Raw genomic sequence first — 512 nt, 5'->3', positions numbered from 1 at the left:
CGAGGCCGTCGAAGCCGCCATCCCGGCCCAGGTGGCCGAGGAGACCGAGGCCAAGCCGCGCCGCCGCACCCGCAAGGCCGTCACGGCCGCCACGGTCGCGGAGACCGCTCCGGTGGACGAGGCGCCCGTCGCGGAGGCCAAGCCGCGTCGGCGTACGCGCAAGGCCGCCGGGGTCGCGGTGGACACCGCCGAGGGCACGGTCGTCGAGGCGGCGGAGGTCGCCGAGACGAAGCCGCGCCGCCGTACACGGAAGGCCGCCCAGGCCCCCGAGGTCGTGGCGGACGCCGCTGTCGAGCCGGTGGAGGCCGTCGAGGCCAAGCCGCGCCGCACGCGCAAGGCGGCGACCACGGCAGCCGCGGAGGCCGCCCTGGACACCGCCGAGGCCGCGGAGGCCAAGCCGCGCCGCCGTACTCGTAAGGCCGCCGCGTCCGACGAGGTCGCCGCGGCCGTCGAGGCCGTCGAAGCCGCCATCCCGGCCCAGGTGGCCGAGGAGACCGAGGCCAAGCCGCGCC

Annotated in this window: 1 pseudogene; it reads left to right on the top strand. The window is 78.7% G+C overall.

Annotated features, from left to right (window positions below):
* Positions 1-512 (top strand): annotated as a pseudogene (locus O3Q52_RS54055) (hypothetical protein); the annotation flags it as partial.

The sequence above is a fragment of the Streptomyces sp. ActVer genome (genome assembly GCF_027270795.1).
In the GTDB taxonomy this organism is placed as follows: domain Bacteria; phylum Actinomycetota; class Actinomycetes; order Streptomycetales; family Streptomycetaceae; genus Streptomyces; species Streptomyces umbrinus_A.
Note: the sequence above shows the minus strand (reverse complement) of the source record. Positions and strands in the feature narration are given on the sequence as shown.